The organism is Rubripirellula obstinata (assembly GCF_001642955.1).
In the GTDB taxonomy this organism is placed as follows: Bacteria; Planctomycetota; Planctomycetia; order Pirellulales; family Pirellulaceae; genus Rubripirellula; species Rubripirellula obstinata.
In genome coordinates, this window is the sequence record NZ_LWSK01000007.1 from 30,067 (window position 1) to 46,044 (window position 15,978).

Consider the following 15,978-nt stretch of genomic DNA (forward strand, 5'->3'; position numbering starts at 1 on the left):
AGTTTGCCGAAACCTTCCCGTGATTTCCGACGCTTAGCCAACTCCCACCTCGCCGGAAATCAAATTCAGGTCGCTCGCAAACGACCACAACGAATGCGTTCGATAAGCATGCACGTACTCGGATGCTGGTCGCGGATTGTAATCGCGGATGTAACCTGGCCGGATCAGGTAGGAACCATCATCGAAGCGATCGAACCATGGCGCTTTACCGGCGGGCGGTTTGTCACGTTGGACCTTTGTGTGAAACGCCAACAACTGGTCGGCCCACAACGCGGGAGTGGCCGAATCAGCGAACGGATCGAACGAGCGAGTGAACCGATCGACCAAGCCCAATGGAGCAAGGGCCTCGACAACGCTTGGATAAACCCCAGCAGTTTTCGTCGCTGCCTCCTTCACCGCGTCTAATTCGGTAAATTCGCCCGCCTTCACCCGCACTTGCTGCTCCACCATGTATTTCAAGCAAGCATCGAAAGCACTTTGCAGATAGCGAGCGAACTGCTCGTAGCAGGAGATCGCATGAAGCAGATCACGAAGCGGCTCGCTCGCACGCGGCATCAACCATTGGTGGAATCGCCGCTCCGAAGGCCAGTCCGACTCACGCTCCCTTGCCCAAACCTCTTGCCCCGCACCCGACGTCAACGCATCGAAGATCTCACCCCGGTAACCATCAACCATCTTGCCAGTATCGGAGGACGCGATCGCGGCACGAATTGCCTCGGACTCCTGCGGTCCCGCAGCGTAGATCCCAAAGTGGTCAACAAAGAACTTACCCCAGGACTTCCGCGCCGTCGCACCCGCCACCAGACCGTCCCGGATTCCTTCACGCAATCGTTCGCGATGATTGCGGCCCGGCCCACCGCCGCTGCCCAAAAAGCCCTCCAGTTCTTGATCCGATTCCCATGCCGACAAAATCGAGAACCCGGCATCACCGAGCCGCCCCGCTTGCTCGACACCGATCTCGCGTGCCAACGCACGATAGATCCCATGGAATCCAAACGTCCGCGGCCCCTTCAAGTAGCCACGCGCTGACATAGGAATACCCTCGGCGCGCAACTTGTCCGCTTTATCGCGCCCCGGCAAACCGCGCAGTAAAGACTTGTCCTTGGTCTCCCGAGCCAAGCCTTCAACCACGTACCACTCGAACACCTGCCACGGCTCACTCACTCCGTCCTCGGCAACGTGCTCTTCATCAAACGTGCTGCACAGCCAAAGCGACGCCGCAATCACCGTCAAGAACCTCGGATGTTGCTGCCGTTCCCGCACTCCCGGCACCATCCGTGACGCTAGCGAATCCGCAATCGGGTAGATCCCCAGCGGATCAATCGACCCTTCCGCCGATTCCGCCGGATCAGCTTCGCTCAACATCGGCATCAACATGATTCACCACCGGTTAAGAACTGAGAGTTCGCGAAGCCACCGACCGTGCTCACATACAGTTGGTCCCTTGCGCGTGTCGCGGCAACATAAAGCAGGTTCTGTTCAGCAGCGATGTGGCGATCGCGTGCTCGCTGGTCCTCGTCTCGCCCTCGAAACTTCGTCGGAAAGACCGCATCGGCCAGTCCCGCGATGATGACGCATCGGAACTCAAGCCCTTTGACTCGATGCATCGTCGCCAATTGCACTCCGCTTCCGACGGAGGTGTCGCCATCAAGCACGGTGAACTCTACACCCTCTTTCTTCAATCCTGATTTGAGTTTTTTCAACAGCCAACCTGCTCGGACAACGATTGCAATTTCTTCCGGCGGAAATTCGTCCTTGAGCGAAAGCACGAGCTCGGCAATCGCGTTAGATTCGGATTGCTGGTCATCGTGTTCGAGCAGAACAGGTTCTGGACCGCTGAATAGAGAATGAGTCGAAATTTCGGACCACGAAGAATCACATAGGTCCGCAGTGGTCAACGCACTGCTTCGTCCGGTCGCCCAACTGCGAATCTGTTCGGTCGTCCGATAGTTGATCTGCAAGCGATGAATTCGTTCCGAAATATGAATGTCACCGTCGGCAAGTTGCGTGGGTTCGTGATAAATTCTCTGCCGAGGATCGGCAACGATGAACAGATCGTCGGCAGCCGGTCGCACCAATGACCGGATGAATCGCCAATCGCTTGCGGTGAAGTCCTGGCCCTCGTCGACAATGACGTGTCGATAGGTTGGCGACGCGGCGGTAGCGGACAGATTGCTTGCGGTCGTAGTGACACCGACCCAACTCAGCTTTCCGCTCAAGCGAAGCGCCTCGTCAAAATTCTCAAACGCTTTCCAGACGCCGGCTTTCTCACGTCGTGACAACGATGGCGTCCGCCCGACACGCGACATTTGCAGGTATTCGTCTCTGGTGGTGACGCCTCGGATGGCGTGCGTGTAGAACCACTCATCACGCAGAACATCCGTTTCTAGTTTGGTGGGATTGTCGATCGCAACTTGATCCCATGCGAGCGAAATGTCGTCGTCGGATGCGACTTGAACCGGACCGGAAGTTCGCAGCCATGACATCGCGTGCTCGTGGATGTGTTGAACTTCGATGCGTTCGTACTCATCGCCACAAAACGTCCGTAGTACCGACCGCACATTTTCTGCGAGGTTTTTTGTAAAAGTCGTGAAAAGAACTCGCTCGTCGGGCGAGAGTTTCAAGGCGAGCTGTCGTGCCCGGTGCATCGCAACGATAGTTTTTCCGGTTCCCGCACCACCCAGAACTAACGTCGGCCCGGCGAACGACTGCTGAGTCATCTGACGTTGGTGAGGATGCAGGAACACTCGCCATTGTTCCAGCGGTGCAGAAAGAACACGATCCAATTCATCGTCACTATCGACTCTGCGAAAACGTCTAGACGACTGATTGCTCGCCAGTGCTCGATCTTCTTCAGCAATCTCGTCGAGTGACGATTTCTGTTCCTTCTCTTCGAGCAACAAGCCGACATACTCTTTGACGCTCTCGATCGACTCGCCCTCGGCAAGCCACACGAGCGATTCAAACGCCTCGGCCGGCAACACGTTCTGTAGCTGCGTGAGCTGTTCCTTTGATTGCAGTTGCCGAACCGCCGGCAGCAAGACGGGGGGAATTCCGAACGAGAGGAAAGTCGCGTCATCATGAGAAAACAGTGCGTTTTCATTGGCAGACGCCGTCGCCGCTTGGGCGACCGCCTGCTGGACTTGTTCGACATTCAAAATTTGCAGTGATTGAGTCTCCGGATGGACCTCGAACGTGCGGTTCCTGGCCCAATCCATCGCTTCGTCGTGGTTGTCGACCCAAACCAGAACGTAAGTGTTGCCCGAATCAGGGTGCAGCACGACGGCCCGGTACTTTTGATCAATCCGAACGGTGCGAACGCGATCGTCCGCCATGTTGTGGATCTTCTCGTAGTTGATCGCCGCCGATTTTGGATCCGCTCTAAACTTTTTGGCAAACTCTTGAACCTTCTTTCGTTGCGACTTCGGCAGTCGCGCCAGAGCATCCATGAATTCGTTGCTGATGGCCAATCGCGGAACACTCATGCCGTGCCTGCCTCCTTCAGTGCAGATTGAATTGCCTTCGCATCAGCGGCAACATCTTTACTGACAACAATCGTCCAGCTACGTGACTTGAACTGCTCCGCTGAACCTTCATCACCCTTGCGGAAATAGGCAACCGATTTGTCGAGCCACGCCAACTCGCACTCGGCAATCGTGACGCCGTCTTCATCGTCCAATGGGTGCCCCGGTTCGGGGACCGGGATTTTTTCTTCGGCGAGTTGAAGCACCAACTTGCGGACGTCGCCGCTAACTAGATCGAGAACCTCTTCGTAGTCAGCGGAGAGCTTGGTTGTGTGTTTCGCGATCGAATCGGTCGTGGATTTTGATAAAGATCCATTGGTCTGAGGATCTTTAGCAAGATCCACTACCTCAGAAACCGAACCCAAAGCCGCAGTCAATTCTGCGTTCTCATCCAGCGATCTTGCAAACTCTTTCCCCACCAGCAATCGGCCAAGCTTTTTCAGGTGACGGCGCATCGCACCGCTATCATCCAAATCAACCCGTGTGATTTCCAACACGTTGTATCCCTTGCTTCGTAACCACGATCGGATCTCGTTATCCTTGGCCGCAGTCGCCGCGTTGCCGTGGATGTGGTTGCTCATGCCATCGAGATAGATGCAAATCCCCATTTCGTCAGGGTCATCGGGATCCGGATCAAAAAAGACATCGGGAGTCGTGCTGCTCAAATTCGGACTTGGCCGAAACTCATGCCGAAATCGAATCTGTTGTTGAAACGAGCCGGTTGCAAAGCCTGCCGCTGACAACAAATGCTTCAATTTGGCCTCGGCATCGTTGACTTCGCCCGCCGGCGCGACGGGGTTGTTGTCCGGCGACGGTTGTAGGGATGGAATGGGGTGCTCTTCGACAAGTTGGTTACCCGCTCGCTCGAAGAACTCCAACCCTGCGTGACGATCGAGATAGCGGTGGTAGTACGCATTACGAAACGTTTGCAGACAGTGATTGCAGGAACTTCCACAATCCGATGGGCAGCCCGCCAACATCTCCGCCGCCGTCGAGACGATGCGTGGAAAGTTTTCAAGCAATTGAGCCAGCAAGCCTGAACCGCCCGGCATCGGATCCCACAGGCTGCCATCGACCTCATCACGATCAACATGGCCAACAACAAGCACCTGCAAGTCATCCAAATGCATGTCCAACACGGACGCCGCCGCTTGACGAATGGATTCAAGGATTGTGTAAGCGGTTGATTGATCCTTAACGCCCACCATCGTGATCGAGTCCGCGACCACGTCGGCATAGAAGCCAACATTGACCGGCTCCTGCCCGCACCACTCGGTGTGCTTGTCGCGGAAGTTTTGGATCTGGCGAACCGAGGAGAGCGGAGACACGCTCTGCCCGCAGATTTGGCAAACCGGGTATCCCATTTCCGGCGGCGTTCGATCCACCAGCGAAGACGCACCCACATTCACCATGCGGTAGTGAACGCCCCGCCGGAAATGCATTGGGCTGCCGCCCCAAGCAAACGCTTGGCCGCCGTTGTGCCGTCCCTGTTCGCGCCCGTACGTCGCTACGGATAATTGAAATCGGTTCTCTTCCTCGTCCGAAATCTGGGACATGTGAACCAAGTCCACGTCGCAAACAGGAATGGCCATTAACTCGATATCGCTCAGGCTGCCCGCGGCGCTGCTGCGGTCACTTTCGATAATGGCTTCGCGATCGACGTTCACCGCAAACACGGGTGTATCGACTTCGTCCATGTCAGCTTCGCGGTGGAATCGACGCGCAACAAAGCGATGTCCGTTCGCGTAGATCAAATTCCCTGGCACGTACTCGCGGAGTGCCATCGACGCGGCCCGCGGCAAATTGAAATCCATCGCCCCCATTTGCCAACGCGGCACTTCCGCCATCCCAACGATCGCGCCGCCATCTAATCCATAGCCCGGCAAAAAACCTTCCTGCGACAGAACGCTGAAAGTGACCGTGTCGTCAACGCCATCGGCATCGCCACGACGACGACGCCCCATGCCTTTGAGCTGTTTGACGAGTCGATCGCAACGTTTGAAGTGCGCTTCGTCGTCATAGCTGAGCGTGCCCTCGTCGTCACGCACCCGATTCAAACGGCGAATTTCACGAATCGCCCATTGCAGCCGTTTGCGCAGCCGACCGATTACGCCATCCAGATTGTTCGCCACTTCGTCGATGTGCCTAGCGATCTCGTCAGCCGTCGTTACGTCGGCGTCCTCGTCCGGCCAACCATCCCGAAACGCTCGACCAACGTACTGCAACAAATCATCCCGATGTGATGCGATTAAATCCTGCAGCGGCTGAACGTTGAACGGTTGGCTGCGCAGTTGTCCCGATGCCGTGAACAGGTAATGCGTGATGCGCGACGGCAGCGTTTCCTTCAACGTATCGTGAATCAATTCTCGAGCCGACTCGGGCAAACCAGACGCTGGACGGGCTAATTGATTCAGTCGCGTGATCACCGTGGCCGCGACGTGTTTGGCAACCAAGACATTATTTCGCAAGTTGAACGCCGGCGGGTCGACCCTTCCGCCAAGCATTCGCATCGGATCGTTGAAGTACGACCGGTCGTGCGATGCCGGCCGGCAATAAGTGATGTTCACCGCCATCCGGTGACGACGTCCAGCACGCCCGGCACGCTGCCAATAGTTGGCCGGTAACGGCGGAACATTGCGAAGCAAAACCGAGTCCAAAGCCCCGATGTCGACACCAAGTTCCAAAGTGGGCGTGCAAACCAATGTGTTGACTCGATCGCCGCTGCCTTTGAACCAGTTTTCAATCTTCTCACGATGCGCCTGGGGAACCATCGCCGTATGCTCTTCCGGGCGTAGCATCGCGTAGCGCTGGTCAAGCACCTGCAAGTCGTAGTTGTCAGGATCTTCGCCCACAAATTCCAAAGTGCCATCGCATTGCCAGGCCAAACACAGACTGCCCGGCGTCCGTCGGGTCACCCGGCGGCGACAACGATTGCAGCAGTAATAGCCGTGGTTCTCGGTGATGCGAATTTTGTCTGAATCAATTTGATAGACCCCACTGCATCGCGGCAAAGCCCTCCCTTTGTTACTGCGCAACGTCACCGGCACGAGCAACGCCTTCGTCGGATCCGTGCAGAAAGCCCACAATTCTTCGATGAAGTCGCCTACATCGTCTGGCGGCACACCCCACTTACGGACAATGGACCGGATCAAGTTGTTTCGCTGTGACATCCAAGCCGTCACCCGTTCTCGCTCGTCAGCACCGCTGAGCTCGAGCTTCATTCCCTTCGGACCGGGCAGGATCGGCAAATAACCGCGTTGGATTTCCAGATCGCCGTCATGCCAATAACGCGAGAAGATTTCGTTATGTGAATCTCGCAACAAACGTCGCCGACGCAGCATATCCAACAGCGTTTCAACTCCGATCTTCAGCTCGTCCGCCGGCATCGCCAATCGGTTCGCCCAAGACTGAATAAAAGCGTCCGAAGTGCTCAGCCCCTCATACGACACCGTGATTCGCCCCCACGGCTCCAAGCCCTTGCGTTGATTCGATGCCATCGTGATCTCACGCAGCATCTGAATCCGCAGGAAGTAAGCTCGCTCGTCCGCATGCGATCCGCCGCTGCCCTCTTTCGGTGCTACCCGCCAAACTTCGGGGATCAACGCTCGCGAATAAGAATCATCCCGATCAAGCCCGTCGCTCATCTTCAGCGCAACATCGCCGATCGACACCGCGTTGCCCGCGATCGCTTCGGCCATCAAACCCCGCAAACGAAAACGCCGGGCATGGTCCTTCATCCAGCCGGCTTGGAAAGCCGCGTCTTGTCGATTATCCGCAAACAACAGCAAGCGTTTCCGCTCTGCGTGATGCACCATGTCCTGCGCAAGAACATGCACGTCGGCAACTGAGGTCGCCCGGACTTCGCGAATCGGTTCACGATAACGTCGCCCATTGGCGCTGCCCAAAGCCCGGCAAGAAAAACAGCTTGTCAGATTGCCGGGATGCGAATCATTGCTTTTAACAGCATACAGCCGAACCATCTCCGACATCGTCCCACAGGCTTGGCAACGCGACTTCGCATTCGGATGCCCCGCACCACAACCGCGGCAAAAGTACAACGCCGTGGCTCGCGCATGATTGTCGAGGCCTTGACCATCTTGATTGACGATCGTGTCCAGCAAAACCACACGAACGCCTCCGTGCTTCTCTTCTTGCGGAGCCCAAAAGTGGTCCTCGTCTTCGCCCATCTCTCCGCCACCCGGCGTGTTGCCGGTGTACTGGAAATCCTTCAAGTGAGTGGTCAGGTAATGTTGACCACAGGTATTGCAGGAAAACAGTCGCGGACGCCACCACTTCTCGGCGCTCTCTCCGCGTTCCAGTTCCTCGGCGCTGCTAAGCGAAAGCTTCGGTTCGCTTCCCGTTTCAAACGAGACCACGCCACCCGTGATACCACGCAAGAAACCGTGCACGACCGGTCGCATCAAGGGCCGGCCGTCCTTCAGCGATGCCGCCCCCAGCGTCAGGTAGCACAACAATTCTTCTTCACCGACTTTGCGACCGACCGTGGTCTTCAATTCACTCAGCAAGGTTGACAGCTCGCGAGGCCCCATCAACGAAGTGCGGATCTGCTTGGCAATTTCGTTTTGGCGAAGATCATCGAACAACGCTTCCTGCCAATCTTCACCACTGATCTCACGCTTCGTCAGCCGCCGGTAAACCGACGTGACTTGCTCTTCCGGATTGAGCGACTCGACCGCGGTCAGTGTGTCGGCCAGCAGTTTGGAAAGTTCGCGAGGTCGCTCGGGACGATAGCTTGTGCTGGCCCATTCGTCGTTTTGGTATTCTTCGTTGACCGTCACGACCGATGCCGCATCGACGCCAAAGAAACGCGAAGCAAATTTTCGGGCCGCGTCCGGTTCCGTTTCGTCCACGATCGTGGCGGAAGTTGCAATGCAAGTCGTGTGCGAAGCGTCCTTGCCACAGAACGCTCGCAGTCGTCGGATCAGGCAAGCGGTCTCGGCCCCCTGAATCCCGGTGAACGTGTGAGCCTCGTCAAAGACCAGAAAGTCAAGCATCGCGTTGTCAAACAGTTCGACGTCACGCTGTCGAGTCAGCAGCAGTTCCAACTGTTTGATATTCGTCAGCAGGATGCGTGGTTGGCTGCCGCTGGTCCGCATCATCTCTCGCGAGCAAACCTCCTCGACCGGGTGAACCGAATCGCTCAGTCCCGCCTCGCGAGTTTCGCGGATGCGGAACTCATAATCGCCGCGGCTCTCACCCACCTCCATTCGATGGCCGTGAACCTCCCGCTCGTTTTCGGGCGTCTTGCCGACGTACATTCCAAATGTGATGCCACTGCCGGCCAACAGCCCACGCATCCGGTCCAATTGATCTTCGGCCAGCGCGTTCATCGGATAGACGATCACCGCTGTCACGCCCGCCGGTGCGTTCTGGTCACGCAGTTCCAAACAGCGACTGATGATCGGAAACAAAAAGCATTCTGTCTTTCCCGATCCCGTTCCCGTGCTGACCAGTGTCGGGCTGCCATCCACCACCGATCGGAAGGCCCGTTCCTGGTGCCCGTATGCTGCCGTGAAACCGCTCGGCACGATCCGTTTCATGTGCGGATGAAAAACCCCGTCGTCAATCAACTGATCAACCGATGCGCCTTGGCGAAACCCACGAGACAAACTGACGTAGGGACCGCGCAGCAGCGGTGATGTTCGGACGGTATCGAGCCGCAACTGATCCCGCATTTGGTCGTACAAACGAGGATCAGCCAGCGCGTAGCTGGTCAATTGATAACGAAGGAAGCTCCGAACAATCTTTTCGGTATAAACAATCGGATTCAGCGGCATCGGTGCCCCATCGTGAATGGTCGCTATCGGCGGGTGGGTGGACGAGCGACCATCATAAAGGTTCAGCCCTCGGTTGACCTTCCCCCTCAAAACTGATCAACCTCCACCAAACGAAGTTTGGGGGAGGTCGAGCGACGACGTTCAGGAGTTTGCGAGGGAGGGGGCCGGATGCTTATTTTGTACGGTTGACGAACCAGCATGTCGGCCCCCTCCCGAACAAGGCTATCGCCTGTTCGACCTCCCCCAGCTTCGCCGGGGGAGGTAAACAAAAACCTCTGCCCGCGCAGCGGGAGGGGTCGAGCGACAGCGAGGGGGACGGTTAGGACCATCGCCACAATAAGTGGCGTAGCGAAACTCGCCAAGAGTTTCGGCAACTCGACAAACCGAAAGTCTTGGCGACTTTCGCTACCAATTTTCCCGCCACGAATTGTTCCGACGGTCGTTAGATAACGATATGGTTTCCACCACGACGCAACTTGCTAAGTTCTCTGGATAGTGGACCCCCACCGGCGACATGTTGTCGTCGGTGCTTGTTTCTCAAGGATGTCTTCCTCGATCAATGTTTGAATTACCCTTCTCGGTCAGTCTGACCCGCGGTGACACGGGAAGGCCGGAGGCCGCAAAGATCGTCGAACTCGATCGCACCTTGGCGAAAACTCAGATTGATGGCCGATGGTGGAAGATCGAATCAGGCCGAACCGCTCGTTCCGAAGAACAAGACCATCATTGGCAATGGGTGAAAGTGCTTGGTGAACAACGAACGAATCTCGCCTACCAGGCAATCGCTGTTCAAACGCCAGACCAGGAAGTTCAGGGTGCCGCGACGTATTTCGTCGATTCCAAGAGCAGATTGGAGGAGGGAGAAGGTACCATCAATCTCGACCGGATCGCTACAGCTCCTCGAAATCGTCCGTGGCTTTGCGAACCCCCTCGTTTCAAGGGTGTCGGGTATTGTTTGCTGCTAGCTGTCGTGCGGCACAGCTATCTCCTGGGCCTTGGCGGGCGAGTTTGGCTGACGTCTGTTCCGGACCAAAAAACGCATGACTTCTACCTCGCAAGGGGATTTGAGGTTATCTTTGAAGATGAGGATGGAATTTTGGATTTTGAAATTTCCGCCTCCGGGGCGTGTGCCTGGCTCGCTGAAGAGGGCTATCCGATATGAAAAGCAAATCAAACACTCAGCAGATCAACGACGACTTCGCACCCGTTTCAGGTGGCCGAGGGCAGGCGGATTCTTATCGGCGTGATGACGTCGACGACTTGGCGTCGGTCAAGGCAGACTCGCAACTCGATCGACACATCGTTCGGCTACTCGCACTGCACAAGAAGCTGCGAGTCAGGTTCAAGAATCAGGACCTGAGCCAGTTCAGCGATGATGCCAAACGAGTTCTGCTAGCCGACATGAATGATCTGCTTGGCATCAAAAGCTGATTCAAGTCGGTGATTTCTTTCGATGACGTCGAGTCGTACGCTGCAACCCATTTTCCAGCGGCTCCCGAACAGCTCGTCAAGGACTTTGGCATCGAAGTCCGCGCATCCAATACGCCTGGATGCGACGGATGGTGCCTTCAATATGACGATCGAACAATCATCCGGCTTAACGGCGAACTGACTCGGCACCAACGGCGATTCACGCTTGCTCATGAACTCGGGCATTTGATCCTGGGGATTCCGTCAATGTTCGGCGAATCGTTCGAGGACATGCTTTCATCGGACAGCGACGAAGAGAGACGGGTCAACGAGGTTGCATCCTGTTTGCTGATGCCGCTAACGGAAGTTCGCAAGGACGCAGGCCGACTTCCGGTTGTCGCGGCAGCGCTAAAACGACTCGCCAAGCGTGCCAAGGTGTCGGAACTTGCCGCCGCGGTGCGAGTGTGTAATCTCACCGAACAACTGGGACTGCTCAACGCATCGGTCGTTGCGTTTTCCGGGGACGAAATCCGTTGGCAATGGTCGCGTACCCTGCGTATGTCCGAGCAGACCGCTTTTGATTTGCGTCAAGAAGCACAAGCCATCAGCCCCGATGCGTTTCGAGCGGACCACAACGAGAGCCAAACCGTCGTCGCATCCGTACTCGAAAATCCGTTTTTCGGCACTTCCACTTTGTTCGTTCAACTGCTGCCGTCCGAACAGGGAAACCAACTTTCGATCGAAGAACGACGAGCGGCGTTTGAACGAATGCAGTTACGCGATGACGACGCATTTCGCAATCAGCTCTCGGGAATCCTCGGTGCTTTCAAAGCTAAGTGTGTCGGCCTCTCGCACGACGAGGCCGTCCGGCTTTTCTGGGAAAAGAACGAGGCTCGGCTACAGTCAACCTGCATCAATACCGACGAAGGACGCGACTACATTAAGATCCGAATCGGCCAATTGCTTTAGCAACCCGGAGAAAGACATGTTCGCCAAAGAACTCACCGAACTCGATCAGGAAGAAACGATCAATGAGGCGCTCGACTTGGCTTTCGATCGGATTGACGATGCGTTTTTGGAAGGACGCTTTGAGTGGGTCGATCAATTCCTGAAGAACGCCGATGTCGAAAGCATGTCGATCTCACTACTGGTCGGTATCCTGACGGTGACGGCCGCCGCCGAAAGCAAGCTGCCCCATCGAAACGAATTCCGAGACCGATCCGAAAGCGTGATTCGCAACCGCGGACGCTATGACGACAAAATCCTGCGTGATCTCTGATCAACGCTACGCCGCAACTTGGCGAAGCAATTCATTAACGTTGCGTGTTTGACGGGGCGGCAGTGTGTAAACCGCTGATACACCGTTGCGGTCGGTATTGTCAGGCTGCATCAATCGCATATTCAACGCGAGTTCCCGGTCGGTCGGATTGAGCTGTTTTGCTTCCCGCATCAAATAGATCGCTTGGTGTGGCCGATCCGACATCGCGTAACCAAGTGCCATCAGATGCCGCACTTTGGACCGATCGCTTGCTCGCGCCGCGAATTGCAAACCATCCGAAGCTACCACGATTGCTTGGTCATGCATCCCCTCGTGCAGCAACCAGTTTGCATACTCCAAATAGGCAATCACGCTCTTTGTGCGTAACGTTACAGCCTGCTTAAAATCCTCGATCGCGAGCGAGTAGTCGTTCGTTAAATGAACGATACCTCTCGCAGCGTGAAGCTCGGGATTTCGGGAGTCTTCTTGAAGCCACTGATCGAGCGCGGATGTTGCCTCATCGGTTTGACCCAGATTGAGGAGTGCAAAAGCGAGAGTCACAACGGCGGAAGCGCTTTGCGACTGGCGAGCCTCAAGGGTCTCAGCTTGCTCAAGGCCACGTTTCAAGTACTCGACAGCTCTCTCATCATGGGTCTTATTCCCGGTGTTGATTGCTAGATCGTGGCAAGCTTCACCAGCAGCCAACAGCACGCCCGCGTCCTCGGGGCAATCAGAAACGTATTTCTCAGCAAGGCTTGCGAGCGAGTCCCAATCTTTCATCTTCTTGAGTAGTTCCAACGCTAGATGCTTGTATCCGGAATCCGCTGGATCGAGGCGGATCGCGTTTTTCAGGAATACGAACGCAACTTCGGGATAGCCGAGTTCGGCCCAAGCCCGATAACGCATGTAATCCACGACGGACCTTTCCATCATGCCATCTTGGTATCGCAGCACGCAAACAAGTTCTCGCCAATTCGCCGTATCGTATGCCACTTGCAGACGGGTTGCGACTTCATCTGGCGATGGCTTGGTATCGCAATTTGGTGGCCGCTCTTCGTCCAGCAATGAATACAAATCTGCCGACAATCCCCAGACATCCAGACGCTGCTGATCGCTGAGCATTTCGTACAGTTCTAGACGCTCCTCTTCACGTTCATCGTCTTCTGGAAAGTCCCCATGCTTTATGCGATGCTCGAAACGATCAAGCGTATCGTCCAAATAGAAACGAAACGCGGACTCGGGGCGGTGGATCAGTTTAACAATCATGCGTCATTCTCTCCGTCTTCCCAAAGTTCTTTCGTATCAGCAATTGCCTGTCTGTACTCGTCCATGGGCATCGTTTGGTCTGGCTGAATCGTCCCGTGGTCTGGACTCACCTCGCCATCAGGAACCAAACACAAGCCCGGCGCAATTCCGCCTTGCTCGTAGTCCCCCTCCCCCAGTCTAAACACTCGCAGCGAGTTCGGGCCAGTTGCACCGATCACTCTTTCGGAACCATGTAAACGCTTGGGCACCATGTCCGGCGGAAAGCGATCAGGAATCCGGCGGCCAATCCCTGCGATCGAGGAAAAAACCGACAACCCACCGACGCCGGGAACGGCATCGCCGTTTTCGTCGGCTTTCAAGTCCCGCTCGCGTATCCCCAGCTTCGTCGCCGACTCCCCGACTACTGGCTTCGGCGGATCGCCCTCGGCTTTCATGATTCGGTAGGCTTTCGGCATGGCTTTTAGTGGCTCTCTGGTCCATTGATGCAATCATGGAATCGTCGTCGAGCCACAACGAATGCGGTCGTAGTCGGCGATGAAGTCAGCGAGTGATTGCGTGAGTTTATTTCGCGAGGTTTGAATTCCATGGTTCAGCGTTTCAATCGCTTTTAGGTCGGTTGGCGTCAACTCCGCTCGTTGTAACTTGCAAAAAGTTCGTTGTCCGCCGGTCAGTTGTCCATTGATTGCCCGAATGGTCGATCGAAGCTGATCCCACCAAGGCGAGACCACATTCCAATGAGCACGGATATCGCTGGGCGCGTGACTGATCCGAAGACTGCGGTCCCCGGTCAAATAGCTTCTAGATTTATGAATCATCGCAATCGCCAAAGAGTCATCCACTGTCAAGCTCTCGTTGGCAGCGTCGGCATAGTGCAAGGCTTCAAAGAGCAGGTCTTCAAGTTGATCACCTGGAAACACAATTCCAAGAGTCTGATTCCTACCTGCAGCACGGTAGACAAACTGGGATCCTGAACCAATGGTTCCAAAGCCTTGCTCAGGCCCAAAGTGCTTGAATTTCCCCGGCTCGAATTCGGACACCGACGTATTACCGTGACTATCACATCCAATCAGCAAAGTGACGCAGTGTCCGTATACAAACGGTTGCACCTCATCTGAAAAGAATTGTTCAATCGCGGCACGCACATCTTTGACATTGTGCTCTGTCGTATATCCAAGCGACTTTTCCAAATGTGCGAACTGCCGCATGATGATATCGCCGGCACCCGCCATCCCCACCAGAAAATTTGCTCCGACAAACTGCTTGTGGAAGCCATGACTTTCGGCGTCTGTCGTCGATCCTTGACTATCGGAAAACAGAACCGCACTCTCTCGGGATGCGATGGCGATGTGAACGGTCATTGGAAAATCCCACGAAAAAACCCACTGCAATCATTACAGTGGGCGATTGTCACACAAATGGATTCAGCGGTCGATCAGTGGACCGCTTCAGGCTGAAAATCGTTTACCCATTCTTCGATACTCTCCTGCTGAAAACCAAATTCAGTTTTCCACTGAACCTTGCGGGCTTGGTCGAGTCGCAGGGGTGCCTGCTCGTGAATGGTCTGCAAGAAAGAATTGACGAACGACGAGATCAACATCGCTGCATCGACGTCCGTCATGTCGAGGGTCAGCGATTGCCAGTCGACGTCTTCTTGCTGCAGCAATCGGGTAGCCAACTGCGCACCTTCGTCAACCGGATAGCCCATTCCGATTAAGCGATTTCCATTGATCACGTTCATGTTTCTAGCCGATTCAAGAAGCATCACAAAATCCATTCTCCATGGTCGTCGTATCAAATGTCGTGCCGACACGGCAAGAGCGTCCTCGTCAAATCCGTAGGTTCATTACCGATAGTGTACCTTGCAGAAAAGGGTTTGTCGTCGGTCCACCGTCCAATTTCCGGCTGTAACAACGGCCGTTGGACACGTGAAAAAGGCCGTTTCCGCTGAGAATCAGCAGGCGACCACCGTTTGCCTTCACCGTCTCCACCTGCTTGAAAAGGCCCGCACCCTGGTTGGACAGGTGGCGTTTCGAGGTGACCTTACGTTTGCAAGCAAAGCCTATTCGTTTGCCGTCGTGCTGGGCGATTTGCAGGCGATCGGCCAGCGGACCGATCGTCGCGGGTATCGACCGCCCGAAGTCGATAGCCGCCAATTGCACGGATTTCTGCTTGCGGTTCGACTGACCGGCTAGCAGCAGATGCCCGGCATCGTCGAGCCCACCGATCCCATGTTGAAAGCCGTTGGTGGTGACTTCGCCAATTTGCAGCTTCCATTTCGCGATTTCTTCACGCGAGGCCGTCGTTTCTTGACCAACTGATTTGGCCCACTCCGCAATATCCGTCACCATTTCGTCCTTGCTGTCGATTTCACGCAGTAGATAGTCGCCTTCGGCACGTTCACAGGTCGCCCTGGCATCACGTTCACGCAGGAAGTGTTCCAAATGACGAACGACAAGGTCCATTGCTTCCCCCGTTCCGTTCACGCAGGCTTGCCACCCCATTCGCGATAAGCAACGCCCGGCGTACATCAGCAACAAAATGCCGCCCGCGTCAATCTTTTGACACTGAGTCAATTGGTACACGGCTGTCCCCGCATCGCTGGAAGCCTCAGCTCGATTGGTTAGGCCGATGGCAACACGGTAGCTGGCCATCAAAGACTTCGGGCATGCCGTCAGCATTTGCTCGGGACACTCGTTGATCAGGATCTTGCCAGTCATTGTTT

Annotated in this window: 12 protein-coding genes; 4 read left to right on the plus strand and 8 right to left on the minus strand. The window is 55.6% G+C overall.

Translation table 11 applies throughout. The features are described from left to right. Nucleotides 1-33: 33 nt before the first annotated feature. The 3 genes from RC85_RS03730 to RC85_RS03740 are packed head-to-tail and all read right to left on the minus strand — an operon-like array spanning nucleotide 34 to nucleotide 9,322. The gene (locus RC85_RS03730) at nucleotides 34-1,377 is read right to left on the minus strand and encodes a hypothetical protein (RefSeq protein WP_068258787.1); all 1,344 of its coding nucleotides are present in this window, start codon (nucleotides 1,375-1,377) and stop codon (nucleotides 34-36) included. After that, nucleotides 1,371-3,485 (minus strand): 3'-5' exonuclease, encoded by a 2,115-nt coding sequence (locus RC85_RS03735; RefSeq protein ID WP_068258789.1) that lies wholly within the window; start codon nucleotides 3,483-3,485, stop codon nucleotides 1,371-1,373. Before RC85_RS03735 ends, RC85_RS03730 begins: the two co-directional genes overlap by 7 nt. Next, a complete protein-coding gene (locus RC85_RS03740) occupies nucleotides 3,482-9,322 on the minus strand; it encodes a DEAD/DEAH box helicase (protein ID WP_068258791.1) in 5,841 nt (1,946 codons plus the stop codon). The genes RC85_RS03735 and RC85_RS03740 overlap by 4 nt, the downstream gene beginning before the upstream one ends. Before the next feature lie 559 nt (nucleotides 9,323-9,881). Here RC85_RS03740 and RC85_RS03745 point away from each other — a divergent pair. Genes RC85_RS03745 through RC85_RS03760 form a run of 4 tightly spaced genes read left to right on the plus strand, consistent with a single transcriptional unit; the run spans nucleotide 9,882 to nucleotide 12,011 of the window. Next, nucleotides 9,882-10,484: a hypothetical protein gene (locus tag RC85_RS03745; RefSeq protein WP_068258793.1), complete on the plus strand. Its 603-nt coding sequence runs from the start codon at nucleotides 9,882-9,884 to the stop codon at nucleotides 10,482-10,484. After that, nucleotides 10,481-10,753, plus strand: a complete 273-nt coding sequence (locus tag RC85_RS03750; RefSeq protein WP_068258795.1) for a hypothetical protein — start codon at nucleotides 10,481-10,483, stop codon at nucleotides 10,751-10,753. Before RC85_RS03745 ends, RC85_RS03750 begins: the two co-directional genes overlap by 4 nt. Nucleotides 10,754-10,762: 9 nt before the next feature. Continuing rightward, nucleotides 10,763-11,701 carry an ImmA/IrrE family metallo-endopeptidase gene (locus RC85_RS03755; protein WP_068258797.1) on the plus strand — a complete coding sequence of 313 codons (939 nt, stop codon included), beginning with the start codon at nucleotides 10,763-10,765 and terminating at the stop codon, nucleotides 11,699-11,701. Between the two features lie 16 nt (nucleotides 11,702-11,717). Further along, entirely contained in the window at nucleotides 11,718-12,011 is a 294-nt protein-coding gene (locus RC85_RS03760; RefSeq protein ID WP_068258799.1) for a hypothetical protein, read from the plus strand. Between the two features lie 6 nt (nucleotides 12,012-12,017). Here RC85_RS03760 and RC85_RS03765 read toward each other — a convergent pair whose 3' ends face one another. From RC85_RS03765 to RC85_RS03785, 5 genes are all read right to left on the minus strand, one after another. Beyond that, a complete protein-coding gene (locus RC85_RS03765) occupies nucleotides 12,018-13,256 on the minus strand; it encodes a tetratricopeptide repeat protein (protein ID WP_068258801.1) in 1,239 nt (412 codons plus the stop codon). Further along, nucleotides 13,253-13,711, minus strand: coding sequence for a hypothetical protein (locus RC85_RS03770; protein ID WP_068258803.1), 459 nt, complete (start codon nucleotides 13,709-13,711; stop codon nucleotides 13,253-13,255). Before RC85_RS03770 ends, RC85_RS03765 begins: the two co-directional genes overlap by 4 nt. Nucleotides 13,712-13,744: 33 nt before the next feature. Then, the gene (locus RC85_RS03775; protein ID WP_149752573.1) at nucleotides 13,745-14,614 is read right to left on the minus strand and encodes an Ntn hydrolase family protein; all 870 of its coding nucleotides are present in this window, start codon (nucleotides 14,612-14,614) and stop codon (nucleotides 13,745-13,747) included. 74 nt (nucleotides 14,615-14,688) lie between these two features. Beyond that, complete coding sequence (locus RC85_RS03780; RefSeq protein ID WP_149752572.1) at nucleotides 14,689-15,018, minus strand: hypothetical protein; 330 nt, start codon at nucleotides 15,016-15,018, stop codon at nucleotides 14,689-14,691. Between the two features lie 64 nt (nucleotides 15,019-15,082). Then, a complete protein-coding gene (locus RC85_RS03785) occupies nucleotides 15,083-15,973 on the minus strand; it encodes a hypothetical protein (RefSeq protein ID WP_068258809.1) in 891 nt (296 codons plus the stop codon). Nucleotides 15,974-15,978 lie beyond the last annotated feature (5 nt).